The organism is Paenibacillus polymyxa M1, from assembly GCF_000237325.1.
In the GTDB taxonomy this organism is placed as follows: Bacteria; Bacillota; Bacilli; order Paenibacillales; family Paenibacillaceae; genus Paenibacillus; species Paenibacillus polymyxa_C.
Window position 1 is genome coordinate 241,665 of record NC_017543.1, and the last position, 18,431, is coordinate 260,095.

Genomic DNA, 18,431 nt, shown 5'->3' on the forward strand with positions numbered 1-18,431 from the left:
CTTATGTAATTTAAATCTGTTGTAGTGCATGTGCGGACAAGAACCACATTTTGTACTTAACTGTATAATCTATATAGAACTATCCTTAAATGTTGAAGAGAATCGCCTAAGGTTGCTTGAAATACTACTTCTATTTTTTCTTAGAATATGTTATTATTTCATTTATAAATATGATTTAATAACAAGTCTCGCCATGCGGCAAAAAGACTATTTTCTTTAGTATCAAGCTAAAAAGACCATTTAAGGTATTAACTCCTGTTAAGGGAATTGTTAATATTTTAAATGGTCTTTTTTATATATTCACAACCCAAATTTTAACAAAGGGAGAGAGGCTAAATGAAGTTTATATCTGAAGAAACAATTGAACTTGTCAAAAGTATATCTGTGTATGAGGTTGCTGATAATCTAGGGCTTCATATAAAGCAAGTTGGTACTTACTGGAACGTTGAATGTCCCAATCCAGACCACTGTGAAAAAGAACCCCAAACATATATCAGCATGAGCACTGGATACTTTAAATGTTATAGCGGTGGTGGATGTGGAGCAGACGGCTTTGCTATTCAATTTTTCAGTTGGCACCAATTTGGCAGATATAGTCCGAAAGAAGATTTTATTCGGTCTGTTGTTGGCATCGCTAGGCTTATGGGCATACCTGTGAAATATAGCGATGGTTCAATATCGCAAGACACTACTCGTCCTGCTTACATTCCAAAAGAAAAACCTAATATTGTTGAAATTCCTGCTGCTTCTCCAGATATATGTGACCAAACATATCGGCGTTTTTTAGACTTATGTCCGGTATTTGACGAACACTTGGAAGAATGGCTTGGGCCGAAACGCCAGTATACAAAAGAGCAGGTCGAAGTAATAGGTTTACGGTCAGTACCCAAGACCATCGATCAAGCGAGGGAAATTGTGGATACCTTAATTTCTGAAGGGTATCAAATTGAAAGAGTACCGGGTTTCACACAGTATCTTCGAAAAGATGGGAACCTGGAAAATGACCAGGATTGGTACTGGTTAATTGTTGGAATGGGGAAATATTACATCCCAATTCGTGATGATATGGGGAGAATTATTCGGTTGAGAATAAGAACCAATTTTGAAGATAAGAAGAAGTATATTTGGTTCTCTTCTGCTCCCATGAATAAAGGAAAAATTATAAGAAGAGGAGGAGCTGGAGCGGGTGCCCATGTCAATGTTATTGTTCCTTCAAAGCTAATGGCCTTATGGAAGCCAGGAACGGAAATCACTAACATTATAAATGTGAAAAAGGTTCTTATTATTGAAGGGGAACATAAGGGATATATTGTTTCAGAGCTTCTAAACATGCTTGTTATTTCGATTCCTGGTGTTGGAAACTTTCGCGACGTTATACCACTCCTAAAAAAATGGGGAATACAAGAGGTAGCCATTGCTTATGATGTTGATGCTTTCTTTGATGAGAAGAAAAAAACCGGTAAGAATGAAAATGTTTATAAGCAACTCGTTCGTTTTGGCAAAGCCCTCATCAGTGAAGAAAACATTCATTCTGAATTATGGGTTTGGAACCCCGATGACGGAAAGGGATTAGATGATTTAATTTTAAGTAAAAAATTACCAACTATAAAAAATCTTAGAACTAAAGAACGTTTTTAGGAGAACTAAAATATGAAGTTTACACTACATTGTTGAGCAATAAAAAAGACTACGATCATTTTGAATAATGAATATATCAAATAAAAAATTAAGGAGATGTTCAAATGTTAAATCGCGTAATTTTGATAGGGAGACTTACAAAAGATCCAGAATTACGCTATACCCCATCTGGGATAGCAGTAGCTCAGTTCACACTTGCAGTTGACCGCCCGTTTGCTAACCAGGGAGGCGAAAAAGAGGCTGATTTTATTCCGATTGTTACTTGGAGGCAATTAGCTGAGAACTGTGCTAATTATCTTCGCAAAGGTCGAATGACTGCTATTGAAGGAAAAATTCAAGTACGCAACTACGAAAATAACGAAGGAAAACGTGTTTATGTGACAGAGATAGTTGCCGACAATGTTCGTTTTCTAGAGTCCTCTAAACGGGAAGGAAGAAACGAAAACATATCAAGTAATAGAAATTCTCAATCAAACCGAAATTACGATCCTTTTCCCGATGATGGTAAGCCAATAGACATCTCAGATGACGACTTGCCATTCTAATTATAATAAATAAAAGTCAACAATACAATTGTATATTTAAAAAGAAATGTAAATTTTCAAGGTAGATCTTGCCGTGGGGAAAGGTATATAAACTCCTCACGGCCTTTGTTGTAGCTTTTTTTTAATCAAAAGGGGAGATAATTCTCATGGAAATAATAAATTGTCCTCAGTGCGGAAAGCCTGAATATTTAATGACAAAGGAAACAGAAACCATCACTAGCCGATGTATTTGTGAGAATAAACGGATTAAATGTGATAAATGCTCGAAGTTATTTTTGAGAAAAGATATTTCATTTACCAACTTGTATTTGTCTCTCTGCAAAATATGTAACCATGATATATGTGATTTGTATCAAGTTGTTAAGGAGGATATTCACATATCAAATCAAAGTAATCAAACCATGATCTGCGTAGAAATTTATAATGAGCGATTACAATTGACAATAAGACCTTCTATGATGGGAGTACTTATCATTTTTCCTTTCATGACTAAGAAGCAAATTATTTCTCATTGGCTTACGGAAATATATCCGAATAAAGTTAATAATTTATTTAACACTGCGGTACTCAGACTCATACCTGATTATATAAGTAAAAGCGAGATCTTATCTATTAAGAAAAAAATTATTGATGAGATGTCCTCTTTTCATTAAAGAGCTGATAATTTCTTCGCTCTTTTATATACCCCTTAACTATTAAACTATGGAGGAAATCAATACATGAATTATTTTACGATTAAGGCAATTGAAAAAGAAAAACTATTTATTCGAAAGGCTAAACACGGAACAAGATTCAGTACCGGAAAAGGTAAAATAAATTTCATTGATAATATTACAAGTAAGTATGTATATTTTAAGACTGAAAAGAGCAAAGAGGCAATTCGAGTCCCAAGAGCAAAGATACGTCAAGCTATTGAATATCTTCTGTATAGAAGGATGGTTACTCGAGAAAAACTAGGTGAGATTTACAAGTATAATAGTTTCCTTATGGGACTTCTAAGGCACATATTCATTCAAATGAGTGATCTAGCTTGGATAAAAAGAAGTCTTGGAAAATCTAAAATCCTAAGGTTAGTTTTAAAAGGCACGCGCTTCATTTTTGCAGGGATGTGTAAAAGCCCTCTTGACCTGGCTAAGGTTAAAGCGCATGGTGGACGTTTTGTACTTTTTTCTTATTGGAATCTCCGCTCTGACAAACATGAAACCTGGAGATATCATATTAAAAGGCTTGGCCTAAAAGTTCTATTAGATTCTGGCGAGTATAGTATGTACCGCTTATATAAACGTATGGAAGTAATGCGAGCAAAGCTGCTGCAGCTAAAAGAGGGTACAAGTAATTGGTTGAAGCAGACTGATGATCTCATAGAAATAGAAAAGAAAATGCAGAAACCTGTAAGAATCGAGGACTATGCAAAGTTTATATTAAGACATAAATCCGTGCTCTATGATGTATTTAATCTGGATCGAACGGGAGATTTTGAAGAATCAATGTTTAATTTGAACTACTTATATAGGAGAGGAATTAAGGCAATTCCTATATGGCATCCACAATCGCCTGTAGAAGCTTTAGAAGCGCTGATCAAAGATGATCGAAACTTCGATGTAATTGCGATCGGTGGTTTATTGAGTTTGAAACATGAGGACCGGTGTAAGGTTGTTAGTTCAATTAACAAAAATTATGGTGAGCATCAATGCTTTCATTTATTGGGTTGTAGCAGCCCTTTAATCTTTAATGGGGATACTTTTCAATGTGATTCGACAGGTCCACTAATGGGTCGAAGATATAAGACTATTATTACTGAGAAAGGTCATATCAAAATGGATAAGAACAACCAGAATTGGACCGAGGAAAAATGCTTTGCTTATAACATCAAACGACTTTCCTCTCTTGAGGATTTCCATTCCTCTGAACAACTTGAGTTTTTAATTCCGCCATCTTTGTCGACAGAGACGTTAACATTATTTTAATAAAAGGGGAGAGTAACTTGGAACAATTCGTCAATACTTTTCTAAATACACCAGTCTACATTTTGATTGCTATCGGTTTGGTGCTTACAATCATCTTAGCTAAAAAAATGAAGAGAATGATTAGAAAATTATCAGGAATATTTTTTACAATTATCACGTTGATTAAGATAATATATATGTGGAAATAATTTTTTGAGGCTTTTGTAATATAACAAAACCTTTTCAGATTCAAATAGGTCAGGCTATCGGTGGAACACTTGATAGCCTCTTTATATTCAGTATATCTGAGATAATTCGTTGTTTCTTAAAATCATGTAGCAAGGTAGAAAACGGATGGGGTTAGGTGAATATTTTATATATACCACTTAGAAGAGAAATCATCCATTTATCAATGATGATTTTTCTGGATACTTTTTTTGAAGAACCAGTAGAAGAATAGACCATATAGAAGCCTAAAAGATTTTCTCATGTATAGCAAAAACACCTCTGTTACCAGAGGTGCTTTTGGCCTCCGTTTGCGCTCTTGTTCACAACCCATTGTTAACAAGGAGAGAAAACACTGCTCCACAACCGATGCAAGGTTGCCGGGCTGGAGGTCGTCCCGAGAGGAGCATCCATAAGATAAGTGTAATACAAGGAAAGGACCTAGTCAAATTTTTCTGCGCTTATAGTGGGACAGATGTATGACTTTTGAATTAAAGTCGGTGTTCATAAGGGATTGATTAAGTTGTTGTTTTTTCGATTGATTCTTTATACGTATTCCATCTTCGCTTAAATCATCAACAATACTGATGGCATCCCTTTCACAAAATGGGGCCTCGGGAAGAGTAGGACAATCGAAAATTATGGCATGATTAGTTTCTATTTTCCTGAATTTATTATAGATCTTCTGACGGCGTAGACATTCCTCTTCCCAAACCTCCATAATCTTTACGCCTATTTTTTGACCAGAAAGGGTATTTAAATTTATATAAGGTTCCCGGGTACCATAGTTATTCAAGAAGAATTTATCGACATATGTATAGGTGGCGCCAGAATGGAATATAGCTATTATTAACCAGTAAATTCTGCGTATCAGATAAGTTTGAATAGGTATCATAGCTAATCCCATACCAGAGTAGTATGATAAATCTTTTATGAAATATAACATAATGAAAACTGATGAAAGTAAGCTGATTAAATAGCATAAGATTTCCACAGTTGTTTTAAAGCCAATTATTTGAAGTAGAGTGGGTCTTTTTTTGGCTTCTAAGGAAGTGTAACAACGTTTTAATATAAGATCACGAAAACGTTCTACCGTGTAACGATATGAAGTATCCATGGCCTGAGACCCTTCCCAACTGCTAAGACTATATGTTTGAGGTGGAAAAAACATATAATACAGATGTAGTGGAGCGATATAAGGGGTTAATTTCCATCTGTCTATTTCTTGATCCAGTTGTCGTTGTCTTATTTTTGACGCCGTCACGCTATAATATCGCTTAGAACCAGTAAAGATCAATGATATGAAAATGACGAGAAAGAATGCTTTATGGGTGATTAAAAAATCACCTACTTTTTTAAGGAGATTATGATAGCTGGTGAAAAGATACAAGGTAGGTATTGCATTTTGGATAATAAAGAAAATTAGATACGTGATAGCAGAAACTATAACTCCCCAAAATTGTATATGCCAAATGGAAAGGGAAGATCTCATCTTCATCTTGTTTCACCCCATTAATAAAGTTACATAACTTAAGCTGGTTCGATTATATATTAGTATGGAAGACATATACAATTTTTGAATGAGAAATGTGGTAGGTTAAATGAAATTATGGTACAGTTAGAATATAAGATATTTATTTATCTCGGAGTCAGGCGACATACCGAGTTTCACATTTAAGAACCACGATTTAATGTGTCTAGTAATGACTTAGTCATTTCTTCGACCATTTGATCGTGGTTCTTTTTTTGTTGCCGTTATACTCTGGAATGGAGGGTATCACATGAAATTAAGAGTCCATCTTCCTTTTGAGGCTACAGGGAAAAGTTTAAGCGTGTGTTTTGAGAGCATTCTTAAACAATGGATCGATCAAGCTGGGATAGTTAGACAAGGGCTTATTACAAATGATGATTGGCTAGAGATTATTATAGGAGAAGAGCTGGATTCTGGTGAATTAGGGTATTTCGGTAGTGCATTATCTCAGCTGAGAGAAAAAAACGGAATAATTTCTCCGAACCGGATTTTTAAAGGTGTTAAAAGAGCTTGATATTGTGCATAAGTGGAACAAGAAAGATCAAGCTTTTATTTGAGAGAGTTCTTTTATAAAATTGTAAACTGATCTCTTAAGTGATAAAATACAAAATATATACTTTACCTTTCTGATCCTGGCCATGCGGCGTAAGGATAATTGATATAATAACGCACTTTCGGGTGATCATTATCATCATTTTTTATGATGAATTGATTTTCTGAAGGTGCGTTTTTTTTCAATCCAGTGAGGTGGAGTATTTTTTAAATTAAACATAAGAGGAGACGAGAAAATGTCTAAACAAAATGAACAATCAAAGAAACTAGAATTATTGAACAAAGTTATTGATCAGTACACTAATGCAAAAAAAGTTCAGTATTCCCCGGAAGGGCTAGAATCATGTGATTTCTTAACACTGTTTTATACTATACTTGGAATAGAAGAGACGGACATGGGAAAAATTGAACAAAACATAGTAAATGTTGTTTTCTCGCCAAAAAATCATATAGAGTCTAAAATATCTATCTTACTTAACGAAGCAGGCTTTACTCCGATGGAGTTGGCCCGGCTTGAATCATTTTCCTACTTAAATGATCAAATAAGTATCATGCGCGATTTACAGCGAATGAAGAAAAAAGTTTCAGTTTTGGTAGCATAGGAAGTACTTTAAAATTTAGTATATGTTCGATCAGGAAAGTAGGATTGCATAAACAAAAAAGTCGGAATTATGAATTTAAAGGGTGAAATTCACGCAAATTTATAGTGTTACAATACAAAACCTTCTTGAACTTTGAAGGTGAAGAAAAGACTGATATTGCGAAACAAGAATAGGAGACTTAGTATGAACACGAAATATTCAAAAATTAGGTTTTTGGCGAGTAATACGATTGAAAAAGCAGTTAACCAACTATTGGACTTCAAGGTTAAAGGAATGCTGGTCTGCGGTGATTTTAACGGCACTACTCTGTACTCGGATACAGTTACGATGGACGGAGCGTATAAAGCAATCACTGGAAAAACTAAATCCGAATTCGAGGACTTTCAACGAAAAGAAATCGAGGAAAGCAAAAGGCAGAGAAATTCTCGATGAGGATAAATGGGAATATTGGGATAGAATTATCCAATTAGGTTGGGTGATCTGTTTCAGGGAATGGAACTTGGGTGCTGTTTAGAGATTGCAAAGATACTAAATAACAAGGGAAGCCTTGACGATGCGAAAAAGGAAATTGAGAGTCAAGCTCATTCGGGAATGTCCTTCGGATTGGTCTGCTCCATGCGAAGAATTCGTTAACTACGTGAGATAAGTGTGACGCACTACAAAGATTAACCACACTTACAGACATTTTTGAGATGGATTATTTTTAGTGGCTAATTCCACTATTTTCACCTCGAAAGTTAAATACCCAAAAGTCGGAGGAATATCCGGCTTTTTTGTATTTAATAAAAACTGATATATTAGTAATTATATATGGAAACATCTGCGAGAAACGTGAAAAGTTATTATACCTTTTAATTTATGTACAAACATGATACTATAGTCGTACATACAAGGTAAATTATGGATTAATATGGTCGTTCTAAAGACCTATATACCACTAAGTATATTCCCAGTAAAATGATGTATTCCTCTAGTAACTTATTTGTTTATTGGTGACCTCTGCGTTTTGCTAAAACATGGAACATAATCATAAATGGGGATTTACAGGTGAAAATACCTAACGTTTTATTGTGATTACATTTCACATCAAATTCAAACTCTATGTTATAATACACGTGCGATGTACGACGCCGGGGAGGATAAAACAGAGTGATAAGGAAATACAGTAAAGTACAATGGGCCTCTTTAATGGGTGAGGAACAAAATAAGTTTTTATTTCATTTTCAGTTTTCTCTACATAAAAAAATGGATCATTCGTTACTACTTGATGAGTTTTTAAAACGCCTACAGGGGATTAAATTACAAGACGGTCGGAAAATTGTAACGATTGAAATGGAAGTAGAGAACATTGTTCGTAAGGGAGAAGAAGTTGTGTTTGATTTTAACATTGACACTTTTTTTGAAGGAGAGTGTCAAGAAGATTGGGCACTTGAGACAATGGAGGCTGCATTAAGAACATCTATTGTTCCATTCAATTGGATGAAGATTAGTTTAGTAAAGTAAAATTTCAGCGAGATTCTCTATTATCATGATCGTCAAGCCCATTCCATTCTCCGTAAAACATCTCTGGGCTCCTAAAGTTAGAATCCATTTTTTAATAGTTTTCTGTGATCTTTTAGTGTCTTCAAGAACAATTCTTATTTACCTAATAATAATTTAACAAAATCAGTTTTTTAGAAAAGTTGATTAAAAGAATTTAGCAAGGGTGTTCAGGAATATAAAAAGAAAAGAGAATCTATATGATTCACTTTTCTTTTTTTCTTTTCTGTGTTAGGATAAACTTATTAAGTTTTTTTACTTTCAATCTCTGACCTGGGTCTTAGGAGATACTTCAAGCTACTCGTAAACACCTGTTTTTCAAGGTGACCAAACTCTACATACGTAGGCGTTCCATTGGAATGATTGGTCTCTTTGAAAAGTGGGTGTTTTTTGTTTTGCTCACTTCACAACCCAATTTCAAGGAGGAATTTTTTATGTTTAAAAGTCAAAGGGAATTAGCTCTCGCTATTTCTAAAATGCAGCGCAGAATTGCTGCTAAGAACAAGCCTGTAATTATCACTGGCCATGTCTATGCATTAAAGTAATTATAGTGTCATTTAAGAGAGATGCACTCTTAGATGAACTCTCAAAAAAGAGCAAGTGTCTTTATTAAAAGATGCTCGCTCTTTTTTGCATTTTACCATTAATTACAAGGGGGATAAAAAATGAAAAACAATTTAGTAGCCCAAGATTTTCTGGAGTGTGAAAAAACACAAAAAAACTTATTTTGCAGACTTTGTAAAGAAATCACAATGATTCGAGAGTGGAAAGTAGAACGTGGTGAGAACCCGTGTACTCTTCTGAAGAATGAGAAGAGCCTTAATCTTCAGGATGTAAACTTAATATGTCCTCTATGTTTAAAAGGTTCGTTGACGTCACAAGTAGACGTAATTAGCCCATTAATAGTTAAGGGAGAGATTCTTAAGAGCATGGAAATCATTGTTCAGAAAACAAGAACTAGTAATAAACGCGTACTTGTGAGGATCAACAATGAAATCTTTTACCCTGGTTATCCAGAAGGTGGATTCAACTTTTATATGTCAGATGTACACTTAATTTCAATGCCCGCTCAAAAAAGGCCTTACTGTTCTTTCCCCTTAATTAGGGATACCAAAGAAGGTGAATTGAAAAGAGTTGCTGTAATTGTGGATGAAGATTTTGATGTATTAATTCAAATTAATAATATCTGTTACGGACTAAATGCTGGTGGCGGATTTATGGGTTTCGAACGTTCATTTGAAAAGCAAGGGATTCATATAAAAGCTATTAATAAACTTGCAGGGAGCAAGTATAATTCTTATTACTTAGGTGATAAAAATAAATAACAATTCTATGATTATAGGTTATGAATGAGATAAACATTCATGCCATCCCCAATAATGAAAAAGGATGAATAATATGTCTATATATAAAAAAGCTCAAAATGGTAAGGCCATACTAACAATAGAATATGATAGCGATGCAATGTGTCCCCGTTTTGAAAGTGAACATCTTGGATCAATGGTTTTTTGGCATGGTCGTTATAATCTTGGCGATAAGCATAGGTATAAAGATGGTAATGATTTTTTCATAACATTGCTAAAAGAAATGGGACGCACAGAAAAGACACTATGTCGAGTCGATTCTCGCAAAAACCTATTCGAAGTCTTAGAAAAGCATTATGTGATTTTACCAGTGTACTTATATGATCATGGAAGCCTGACTATCAGTACTACTCCATTTCAATGTCCGTGGGATAGCGGGCAAATAGGCTGGATCTATGTAAGTAATAAAAAAATCCGGGAAGAGTACAACGTAAAACGAGTGTCAAAGAAATTACGTTTTCAGGTCCTGTCTCACCTTCAACTTGAAGTTGAAATATACGATCATTATCTGAGGGGAGACGTTTATAGCTTCATTCTAAAGGACTTAGATGGGGAAATTATAGATAGCGGCGATGGCTTTTATGGAAGTAACCCTCATACAAACGGAATAGCTGAGTGCATTTCGAGCGAATATGAAGATCTTATAAAAGAAATTGCATAAACCATAGGGCGCTTTTGAACATTCGAAACAATAAATAGATTCTTTTTTAGAATAGAAAGGCCACTTCCTAATTAATCGAAGTGGTCTTTTTCTAAGTTTGTCTAAACACTAAAAAATCTCTTAGTAAATCAAGAAATGAGGATATGTGGATGCCAAATATCGATGAATTTAATGAATTAACAGAACACAAAAACACATGGTATATGAGCGAAGAAGAGATATTACAATCCTACTTATCCAAATATAGAACTGTAAGTATAGATGAAATACGTATCTGGTCTGATAACACATTGACTGTTGGACACGATTTTTCTGTTGACTACTTTGTAGTTCCTCAAAGCAGAACCATCAATGGATATTTTCTCCTGGGTACTCATATGGAGCACCATATTTATAGTAATTACACCAAAACTCAGTTACTTAAAAGAAAACCCATGGAGTTTCCTAAATTGTAAAAAATAAAGGAGTACACGTACTTATGGCTGATTATTTTCATTGTTCGATCGAATTTGTAAAGGGGGATTACCCTAAGAATATTTGGGAGGATATGAATTTGCTTGCTAAAGTAAGTTTAGAAGTGTTAGAAAACACTTATTATTTCTCTGGTTTTGCTCCAAATGGTCAACGTGAAGAATTGGAAGAATATTTAGTTGAACAAGGTATTCCTTTTGATCGTCATTCGGAAGGATATGGTGAGATAGCACCGGAACTACGTGTGTTTAGACCTGGCCTGATTGATCGTGTGATGATAAGGAGCAACGAAGGTGATGCGTACGTCTCAACTAACGCTTTACGATCCGTACTTTCCATAAAGAATTCAGCTTCAGAGATCGTCAAAAGAATATCTGATTTAGTGGAAGAAGTGGACCCTAGTTATCCCGAGCTTGCTCATTACCGGATAATGTGGAGAAAAAGCGAAAGTGATGAACATTTTGAACCTAATTTAACTCTTAAGGATAACGATATTATTGTAGTGGCAATCCTCACGGAGACAGTTTGAATAAATCAAGTCTTGAATCACGAGATATTAATGTTAATGAGAAATCTAATATATTCTTGGGGGAAAAAATGTGATTATTCATCAATTTCTTGGGAAAACGACTTATAATGGTGAACGTATTTATATTGATAAAGCGATTTTAAACGAAGTAGGATTCGTGCCTGGTGCTAAATACCGTACTATTACGGATCAAGAAAAAAACATTGTTGAGTTCGAAATAGATTTAAAAGGACCCAATAAGGTATCTAAGAAATTAAGGAATCAAAATCCTGTACCGGTTATTGATAAAACTGGTCACGATATCAGAGCAGCACTTAAAGATTGTGCTCAAATCAAGGTGACATTTGAACAAGAGAGAGTGATCATTGAAGGAATTAAACTGACTGCAGATGTCTTATATGAAACCGATAAAATGAACCAAACAGAAGCTTTAACTACAATCTCATTCTGTGCTGGATCAGGAATCAGCTCTCAATGTTTAGTAGAGAGTGGGTTCAAAGAGATAGCAGCTGTGGAGTGGAATCCCAAAGAAGGTAAAGAACATAAATTCTCTGACATTTATATGAAAAATCATTCCGATACAATTATGTATAATCTTCCAATGCAAATGCTTGAGGCCGATCACCTACCAAAAGTAGACTTATGGGTAGCAACTCTTGATTGTGTGTGACACGTTCTTGATCAATCCCATTGGAGACAATGGATAAAACCAAGGGACTTTCGGGTCTAACTTCATTTCTGAATCGGCAGGGGTAGATCCTGCTACGGTATAATGTCGGGTTACCGTACCTAATCCTCCGACATGCATTCTGCGAATACACGTAGGTTGTATGAAGCTCGGTGAAGTCGGTGAAAAGCAGACCTGTGAAGTGGTTAGCGAAGTAATCGGGGTGCTACAAAACTACTAAGCTTACACATCAGGAATCTCCGTTTGAAAGGCCCGTAAAGAGTGAAGCATCTAATTAAGAAGATGTTATATCCTTTGAGAAAGGGATTAGTCGTGGATATGGTATTACAATCTGCTATGTCGATATTGCTCCAGTAAAGGAACAGTGTCTCTGCATCTTCCGACAATGGATAATGAGATGGCTAACGGGTTATAGGAGAAGGCTAAGGTAGTATGTAAAGCTAAGAAATGAGGAACGTGTGAACCTTAGAAGGTTGTTTTTCCGAGTGTATTCTACGAACCTAAACAACAGGAAATGGTTGTTGAATCTAAGGGGCAGCTGCCCGTAGTAGCGGCGAAATGGGGTAATGCCCATGGAGTGAAGGGGCATAGTCAATGGAGATGCTGGTTCCATGCTTGCATACCATTGATGGAACGCCGTATGAGGCAAAAGTCTCACGTACGGTGTGATCTGGGGGAAAACAAGTAGTCCACCGTTTTAGCCGAGGATGAACGTTACCTATCAGAATACAGATTTTTCAAAGGCTTCAGCAGGCACAAAGAAAGAATATCAGACAATGCATCTGTTTATGCATTTGATGCGCTTATTCTGGGACAAGAAAAAGTCAGAAAGACCCAAAGCTATCCTCCTCGAAAATGTACCTGAATTTGAAAAAGTTGCAGGAAATAGCTTAGAACTTTGTTTCAAAGATGAAGGGTTTAGTGTGACGCGAGCAAGGCTGGATAGTCTTGACTATGGTAGCCGGACTAAGCGGGAAAGGTATTTCATGGTTGCAACTATCTTTGAAGGGTTTAGCTTTCCCATCCCACACGAACGGCAAAGGAATTCCATTCAAGATAGTGGTTTGCTAAAACTTGAGGACTTAGACTGGGTTACCCCCTCAGAAAGCGGAACTCTTAAATATTTTCTCAACCGCGAAAAAAAAGGAATGAAACATAATCACCATATGACAACCTTTGATATAACAACAGATTCTTACATCGGGACAATTACTAAGTCCCACCATAAAATTCAGCCTGAGAACTGGATTAGTCATCCTAGTGATAAAAATTTATATGCGTATCTCAACGGGGAGCAGATTCGAAAGCTTTATGGTATTTCAAAGGATCTTTACTTAGGTCAGAGCAATAAATTGGTTGTTGAGAGTATTGGTCAATCTGTATGTATCCAGACCTTTAAAGTAATAACCGATAAACTCTACCATTTTCTAATGGAAAAATTACATCGTTCAGTAAGTGAAATCAAGAGTATTATTAAGGATAATGGAAGAAAATCGGAGTTTCGAAATTGTTCTAAAGAGTTTACTTTTGATGACTCGGGACAAATGATAATGTTTTGATTTATTTATTGTGTTTCGATATCTATGAGAATTACCCAAAAAGAGGAGTTTACTTGCTATCAAGTGGCTCCTTTTTTTGTTTGAACCTTTGTTTATTAGTCGATTTTTGAAGTGTGTTTTATAATTAGCAAGAATCCAAATGAGGAGGAAATCTGTTTTGCAAAAAAGCTATCTGGATATGAGAGTCCGTATTCCCATTAATGAGTCCAATGAGTATTTATTAGATGTAAAAATGAATCAAATCATCACCGATATATTGGAACAAATCGGACTGTACAATGGTACGATTGAAGAACATTCTATCTTTACAAAGGAGATTGTATATACTACATCACGTGGTGAAGATTTTACGGAGGAAGAGATTCTTTCTCCAATAACTTCTTGGATGAGTGTAACAGAGCCATTTAGTCTGTTTATCGGTCAGTTATATGTATTAGCTCAAGAAGAACTCTACAACTTAGTATTAACCAACCTTGGAGGTATCCATCCAGTCCGGAAATTAGAGCAATTCGGTGACGAAGAGATAAGAATGGTCCTCGAACGCATGAATTTTCGCATTGAATCCGTCATGAGTATGCCGGCAACAGGTTTCTAATTTGAGTAAAGCATTATACTATGAAATGTAAGGGACTCTTCCCTCGGAATTTACTACTGCTAAATGGTAAGAAGAAACTCATATTAGAGGAGCGAAATGAGGGTAAGATGGATTCTTTCCATGATATCACATTTCAATGTTTTCTTTTAATTCAAAATATGTTATTGTAAGTCTTATTAGTTATTTAATTTTTTTCAGCTCCTGCCATGCGGCCTACGGAGTTTTAAAAGAGCGTTTTTCCTGACGCCTAATCTCGTGAGATTCAAGAGATTGGACGTAAGGAAGAGCGCTTTTTTGCGTTCTACTATACCACAACCCATTTTAGGAGGATTAATTATGAGTCAAAATCAAGGTATTAAAAGCGTTACACTTAGTCTTGAAGTTACTGTTCAGGTAAATGGAGATGATGTTGAACAGCTGCTTGCGGCAGCTAAACTGAAAGTTGCAGAGAAAATTCAAAATGACTTCCCAAGCTATTTCAAATATTCCATTACAGATGGAATTGCACTCTCCCTTGAGAAGGCATACCCGGGAAAGATAGTGTTTATCCCAAATTTAAAGAAACATGGAGTTATTTGTAGCATTAATAAATCATCTTATTCAGTGATTACTCCCCAGGGACGCATTAATTGTAAACTTCCAGCTCTTACAGATGGTGAGTTAGCAATTGAAGAGTTACTTTTGTTCGCTTCTAGGGATAAGAATTTGAAATCAGAATGGTCTGAGGGAAATGTCGGTTTTCTTAGATATAAAGACGATTATGTTCCCGTCATATTAGGTAGAGAGAAAAATGGAAAAACCCCTGCATACAGAATCAATGGAAGTGAGAGATACAATCTTACTGATATACAATTAAAAAAACATCTATTTGATGCGATTCCAGTTTCTCCAGAATAACTATTTCGGACTAAAAGTCAGATATGGAGCTAATTCGTTTCTTGAATAAATGAAATTTATAAATTTAAAAATAGAGAAGGTAAAGGACAATCCTTACCTTCTTTTTTTATCCATTTATAAAAGGAGGATATTAAAATATGCTGTTGAAAACTAGAAAAGCAAAAAATTCTCTTCGTGGGGTATATCTTCAGGACAAGATATTACAAGAGACGATATTCCAGCCTGGAACTCATTTCAAGTATCTGATTGATCAAAAGGCAAAGAAAATCATTATTTTAGGTTCTGAACTTGATACGAATAACACTGTTTCGCGTCGACAATTAAAAAAGGGTATAAAGCCTGTTATTGATATTCGGAATAGTGCGACACGTTTCTAAGTCAACAGAAGGTAGCGCTATGCTATCAATATGGTAAAGCTTAGACACCACACATTGTGTGGGAGAACTATAGAACCGAAGAGCTAAATGACGGAGTAACGCCCCGAAGAGCTCTCCATAATCTCCGACCAGCACAAGGGTAAGTAAATACTCTCGTGTTGGAAGCTCGGTGAAGTCGGCTGTGGTCACACCCTAATTGGCAAAGCCGAAGGAAAAGCGAACCAGAGATGGTCGAGTGTGATATAGGCCGGTGGTCTTGGATACCCATGGTGAGAATGTGCTGGATATGTTAAGAGCATAGCGCACAGACGAACTTCCGATTGTACGGGTCTTGAGAATAGAGGAGTCGAAAGGCTCTTGCTCCATATGGAGTTGTCTATGAGGATGAGTAAGCATTGTTTCCATGAAAATCCTTATAACGTTACAGGCGTTATCAAGTAGACGGGCTCATAGGAAGCACCTAAAGGTATCCACTCAGATAGGTTCTGTGGAACGTGGGAAGCTGATAACGTGGAGACTTTACTGTCTGCGAAGCGGTGTTGAGGAAAACTTATAGTGTGAGACTAGCACATAAAGGATAACTCAACTTTATATCAGTGAAAGTGGAGGCATAGTACCAGTGAAGCCGTGATAACAAGCGGTGGAGGGATAGCCTCTAGTCTTATGAAGGACGACAATATCTCCTAACCTACTTTAGTCGATTCCCAAGGTTCCGGTACGACTAAGAAAGTGAAATCTCCTGCAAAGGAGGGATTAGCGACTTGGCGAAAAGACTGAAGCTCAGACACAACGAGTACTACAACTTCCAAGATATTTTGGATGAGTTGTACACATTGAGTCAACAAGGAAAATACTTCAACAACCTGATACAGACGATGAAAGATGAAAAGAACATCCTGCTAGCATACCGCAACATCAAACGCAATGGAGGTAGAAATACCCCTGGTGTAGATGGATTGACTATGCAAGACATAGCCAAACTCCATCCGGATGAGGTTGTAGCACGAGTCCAAGATATGTTCAGGTTTTATGTGCCCAAACCGGTTAGAAGGAAAATGATTGACAAAGGGAATGGTAAGCAAAGGCCTTTGGGGATACCGTGCATTTGGGATAGGCTGTTTCAACAGTGCATCTTACAAGTGCTCGAACCCATCTGCGAAGCTAAGTTCCACAATCACTCCTACGGCTTTAGGCCAAACAGAGGCACTCACCACGCGCTTGCTAGGATGAAATCACTCATTAACCTGGGTGGACTCCATCATTGCGTAGATGTCGATATCAAGGGATTCTTTGATAACGTGCATCATGGTAAGCTCCTGAAACAAATGTGGACCATTGGTATCAGAGACAAAAAACTCTTGTCCATCATCTCTGCGCTCATAAAGGCCGAGATAACTGGAGAGGGTGTTCCTCTGAAAGGAACCCCACAAGGCGGTATTCTATCGCCCCTACTGTCGAACATCGTACTTAACGAACTAGACTGGTGGGTAAGCAACCAATGGGAAACCTTTGAAACCGAACATAAGTACGCTGACCTAGCGAAGTACCGAGCAATGAAGAAGACCGGACTAAAGGAAGCCTTCATTGTACGATACGCCGATGATTTCAAAATTCTCTGCCGAACTCGTAACCAAGCCATTAGGGTGAGAATAGCTGTCGAAAAGTTCCTAAAAGAGCGTCTCAATCTTGAGTGTTCAAAGGAAAAGTCGAAAGTTATAAACCTCAAAAAGCAATGGTCAGAGTTCTTGGGCTTTCAACTTAAAGCCCAACGCAAAGGCTTTGACGAGGTGAAACTCTCCAAAAGAGAGTCCCGCGGGTATGACAAAAACACTGGTAAGCAAATCCGCAAGACGGTTATCACTGGTGTTAAGAAAATACCCAAATTTGTGTGTATATCCAGAATGTCGCACAAAGCAAAGACCAACGCGAGATTGAAAATATCAGACGCTGTCAGCCGACTACAAAAATCCACCACCGTTAAGCAAGTCCAAAGATTCAACACAACAGTGATGGGAATTCAAAACTACTATAGGGCAGCTAGCCTGATTTCTTTAGATCTGGCGGAAATTAACTTTACTTGTCGGATGAGAATCTTTAATCGACTAAAGAACAATATGGTACCAGCCACCATGAAGGATCTTACTGATTCACAGAAGGAACGATACAAGGATTATGATTGCAAGCTCCATGCCCTTGGCGGTGTCGCCCTTGTGCCAATTCATGCGCAGAGGAATGTACCCCCAATGAATTTCAACCAGAAAGTGTGTGGCTTCACCGCGGATGGTCGAGATCTTATCCACAACAAATTAGTCAGCTCTGCAGCGCATGTACTTGCACTCGGGCTCACAAATATTCCGGATAAAAGCATAGAGTACCACGATAATCGTATATCCAAGTTCCTCGCCCAGTATGGGAAGTGTTACGTCACAGGAAGGGAACTAGGGCTTCACGGATGGCACTGCCACCACGTTGTCCCGTTCCATATCTCCAAAGACGACAGATTCTCAAACCTTGTCATAGTGGATGGAGACATTCACAGTCTGATTCACATGACCGACCAGACCAAAATCGATGCTTTGTTGAAGATCCTTGACCTAGATAGCAAAAATCTGGTCAGCCTCAACCGGCTTCGTAGAAAAGCTGGTAGGGAGGCCATCAAAGCAGCGCTACCCGTGGCTGGGTAATAAACTAACCATATCGTCAGGATGTTAT

Annotated in this window: 18 protein-coding genes; 17 read left to right on the forward strand and 1 reads right to left on the reverse strand. The window is 36.9% G+C overall.

What is annotated here, in order from left to right; translation table 11 throughout:
- Window positions 1–336 precede the first annotated feature (336 nt).
- The 3 genes from PPM_RS27355 (at window position 337) to PPM_RS27370 (ending at window position 4,150) form a co-directional block, all read left to right on the forward strand.
- The gene (locus tag PPM_RS27355) at window positions 337–1,638 is read left to right on the forward strand and encodes a DUF3854 domain-containing protein (RefSeq protein ID WP_014600229.1); all 1,302 of its coding nucleotides are present in this window, start codon (window positions 337–339) and stop codon (window positions 1,636–1,638) included.
- A gap of 104 nt (window positions 1,639–1,742) precedes the next feature.
- The gene (ssb, locus tag PPM_RS27360; protein WP_014600230.1) at window positions 1,743–2,183 is read left to right on the forward strand and encodes a single-stranded DNA-binding protein; all 441 of its coding nucleotides are present in this window, start codon (window positions 1,743–1,745) and stop codon (window positions 2,181–2,183) included.
- 719 nt (window positions 2,184–2,902) lie between these two features.
- The gene (locus PPM_RS27370) at window positions 2,903–4,150 is read left to right on the forward strand and encodes a hypothetical protein (RefSeq protein ID WP_014600231.1); all 1,248 of its coding nucleotides are present in this window, start codon (window positions 2,903–2,905) and stop codon (window positions 4,148–4,150) included.
- A 649-nt stretch (window positions 4,151–4,799) separates the two neighbouring features.
- Here PPM_RS27370 and PPM_RS27375 read toward each other — a convergent pair.
- On the reverse strand, window positions 4,800–5,852 hold the full coding sequence (locus PPM_RS27375; protein WP_014600232.1) for a hypothetical protein: 1,053 nt from the start codon (window positions 5,850–5,852) through the stop codon (window positions 4,800–4,802).
- 283 nt (window positions 5,853–6,135) lie between these two features.
- Here PPM_RS27375 and PPM_RS27380 point away from each other — a divergent pair, with 283 nt between their 5' ends.
- The 14 genes from PPM_RS27380 (at window position 6,136) to ltrA (ending at window position 18,403) form a co-directional block, all read left to right on the forward strand.
- Entirely contained in the window at window positions 6,136–6,399 is a 264-nt protein-coding gene (locus PPM_RS27380; protein ID WP_014600233.1) for a hypothetical protein, read from the forward strand.
- A gap of 274 nt (window positions 6,400–6,673) precedes the next feature.
- The gene (locus PPM_RS27385; RefSeq protein WP_014600234.1) at window positions 6,674–7,039 is read left to right on the forward strand and encodes a hypothetical protein; all 366 of its coding nucleotides are present in this window, start codon (window positions 6,674–6,676) and stop codon (window positions 7,037–7,039) included.
- A gap of 183 nt (window positions 7,040–7,222) precedes the next feature.
- A complete protein-coding gene (locus tag PPM_RS27390; protein WP_014600235.1) occupies window positions 7,223–7,471 on the forward strand; it encodes a hypothetical protein in 249 nt (82 codons plus the stop codon).
- A 717-nt stretch (window positions 7,472–8,188) separates the two neighbouring features.
- Window positions 8,189–8,542: a hypothetical protein gene (locus PPM_RS27395; protein ID WP_014600236.1), complete on the forward strand. Its 354-nt coding sequence runs from the start codon at window positions 8,189–8,191 to the stop codon at window positions 8,540–8,542.
- 701 nt (window positions 8,543–9,243) lie between these two features.
- Window positions 9,244–9,903, forward strand: a complete 660-nt coding sequence (locus PPM_RS27400; RefSeq protein ID WP_014600237.1) for a hypothetical protein — start codon at window positions 9,244–9,246, stop codon at window positions 9,901–9,903.
- Window positions 9,904–9,976: 73 nt separating this feature from the next.
- Window positions 9,977–10,603, forward strand: coding sequence for a hypothetical protein (locus PPM_RS27405; protein WP_025677211.1), 627 nt, complete (start codon window positions 9,977–9,979; stop codon window positions 10,601–10,603).
- Window positions 10,604–10,752: 149 nt separating this feature from the next.
- Complete coding sequence (locus tag PPM_RS27410) at window positions 10,753–11,058, forward strand: hypothetical protein (protein ID WP_025677212.1); 306 nt, start codon at window positions 10,753–10,755, stop codon at window positions 11,056–11,058.
- A 23-nt stretch (window positions 11,059–11,081) separates the two neighbouring features.
- Window positions 11,082–11,603, forward strand: a complete 522-nt coding sequence (locus tag PPM_RS27415) for a hypothetical protein (protein ID WP_014600240.1) — start codon at window positions 11,082–11,084, stop codon at window positions 11,601–11,603.
- 70 nt (window positions 11,604–11,673) lie between these two features.
- Entirely contained in the window at window positions 11,674–12,273 is a 600-nt protein-coding gene (locus tag PPM_RS27420) for a DNA cytosine methyltransferase (RefSeq protein ID WP_014600241.1), read from the forward strand.
- A 725-nt stretch (window positions 12,274–12,998) separates the two neighbouring features.
- Window positions 12,999–13,850 (forward strand): DNA cytosine methyltransferase, encoded by an 852-nt coding sequence (locus tag PPM_RS27425; protein WP_014600242.1) that lies wholly within the window; start codon window positions 12,999–13,001, stop codon window positions 13,848–13,850.
- Window positions 13,851–14,007: 157 nt separating this feature from the next.
- Window positions 14,008–14,445: a hypothetical protein gene (locus tag PPM_RS27430; RefSeq protein ID WP_014600243.1), complete on the forward strand. Its 438-nt coding sequence runs from the start codon at window positions 14,008–14,010 to the stop codon at window positions 14,443–14,445.
- Window positions 14,446–14,781: 336 nt separating this feature from the next.
- Window positions 14,782–15,342 (forward strand): hypothetical protein, encoded by a 561-nt coding sequence (locus PPM_RS27435; RefSeq protein ID WP_014600244.1) that lies wholly within the window; start codon window positions 14,782–14,784, stop codon window positions 15,340–15,342.
- A gap of 137 nt (window positions 15,343–15,479) precedes the next feature.
- Window positions 15,480–15,719: a hypothetical protein gene (locus tag PPM_RS27440; RefSeq protein ID WP_025677216.1), complete on the forward strand. Its 240-nt coding sequence runs from the start codon at window positions 15,480–15,482 to the stop codon at window positions 15,717–15,719.
- Window positions 15,720–16,480: 761 nt separating this feature from the next.
- Window positions 16,481–18,403 carry a group II intron reverse transcriptase/maturase gene (ltrA, locus tag PPM_RS27445; RefSeq protein WP_014600245.1) on the forward strand — a complete coding sequence of 641 codons (1,923 nt, stop codon included), beginning with the start codon at window positions 16,481–16,483 and terminating at the stop codon, window positions 18,401–18,403.
- The last annotated feature ends 28 nt before the right edge of the window (window positions 18,404–18,431 follow it).

Coding starts and splice junctions, on each gene's coding strand:
- PPM_RS27380 (WP_014600233.1), top strand. CDS start 6,136: ATGAAATTAAGAGTCCATCTTCCTTTTGAGGCTACAGGGAAAAGTTTA.
- PPM_RS27385 (WP_014600234.1), top strand. CDS start 6,674: ATGTCTAAACAAAATGAACAATCAAAGAAACTAGAATTATTGAACAAA.
- PPM_RS27410 (WP_025677212.1), top strand. CDS start 10,753: ATGCCAAATATCGATGAATTTAATGAATTAACAGAACACAAAAACACA.
- PPM_RS27435 (WP_014600244.1), top strand. CDS start 14,782: ATGAGTCAAAATCAAGGTATTAAAAGCGTTACACTTAGTCTTGAAGTT.
- PPM_RS27425 (WP_014600242.1), top strand. CDS start 12,999: ATGAACGTTACCTATCAGAATACAGATTTTTCAAAGGCTTCAGCAGGC.
- ssb (WP_014600230.1), top strand. CDS start 1,743: ATGTTAAATCGCGTAATTTTGATAGGGAGACTTACAAAAGATCCAGAA.
- PPM_RS27440 (WP_025677216.1), top strand. CDS start 15,480: ATGCTGTTGAAAACTAGAAAAGCAAAAAATTCTCTTCGTGGGGTATAT.
- PPM_RS27370 (WP_014600231.1), top strand. CDS start 2,903: ATGAATTATTTTACGATTAAGGCAATTGAAAAAGAAAAACTATTTATT.
- PPM_RS27400 (WP_014600237.1), top strand. CDS start 9,244: ATGAAAAACAATTTAGTAGCCCAAGATTTTCTGGAGTGTGAAAAAACA.
- PPM_RS27390 (WP_014600235.1), top strand. CDS start 7,223: ATGAACACGAAATATTCAAAAATTAGGTTTTTGGCGAGTAATACGATT.
- PPM_RS27415 (WP_014600240.1), top strand. CDS start 11,082: ATGGCTGATTATTTTCATTGTTCGATCGAATTTGTAAAGGGGGATTAC.
- PPM_RS27375 (WP_014600232.1), bottom strand. CDS start 5,852: ATGAAGATGAGATCTTCCCTTTCCATTTGGCATATACAATTTTGGGGA.
- PPM_RS27355 (WP_014600229.1), top strand. CDS start 337: ATGAAGTTTATATCTGAAGAAACAATTGAACTTGTCAAAAGTATATCT.
- PPM_RS27405 (WP_025677211.1), top strand. CDS start 9,977: ATGTCTATATATAAAAAAGCTCAAAATGGTAAGGCCATACTAACAATA.